The 391-nt window shown below is 66.8% G+C and carries 1 protein-coding gene and 1 pseudogene; both read left to right on the top strand.

Annotation, left to right across the window (positions count from 1 at the left end; translation table 11 throughout):
• The coding region (locus B3V69_RS16595) for a histidinol dehydrogenase (protein ID WP_296448115.1) at positions 1–195 on the top strand (195 nt) is incomplete at its 5' end.
• Positions 192–391, top strand: a pseudogene (locus B3V69_RS16600) (histidinol-phosphate aminotransferase); the annotation flags it as partial. The gene B3V69_RS16595 and the pseudogene B3V69_RS16600, both read left to right, overlap by 4 nt.

Consider the following 391-nt stretch of genomic DNA (forward strand, 5'->3'; position numbering starts at 1 on the left):
CTGCCGACCAGCGGCACGGCACGCTTCAGCTCGCCGCTGGGCGTCTACGACTTCCAGAAACGCTCAAGCCTGATCGAAGTGAGCGAAGCCGGAGCTCAAACGCTGGGCCTGATTGCCGCTGAACTGGCCTATGGCGAAGGCTTGCAGGCCCACGCCCGGGCGGCGGAAATGCGGCTGAAGGGCGCGAAATCATGAGCGCCGCCGTAGCGCCACGCGTCTTTCGCCAAGACGTGCTGTCCATGCACGGCTATGCCATCCAGGACTCGGCCGGCATGGTCAAGCTCGACGCCATGGAGAACCCGCATCGCCTGCCACTGGAACTGCAGGCCGCGCTCGGGCAGCGCCTGGGCGCGCTGGCGCTGAACCGCTACCCTGATGGCCGGGTGAACGA

The sequence above is a fragment of the Rhodoferax sp. UBA5149 genome, from assembly GCF_002413825.1.
Lineage (GTDB): Bacteria > Pseudomonadota > Gammaproteobacteria > Burkholderiales > Burkholderiaceae_C > Rhodoferax.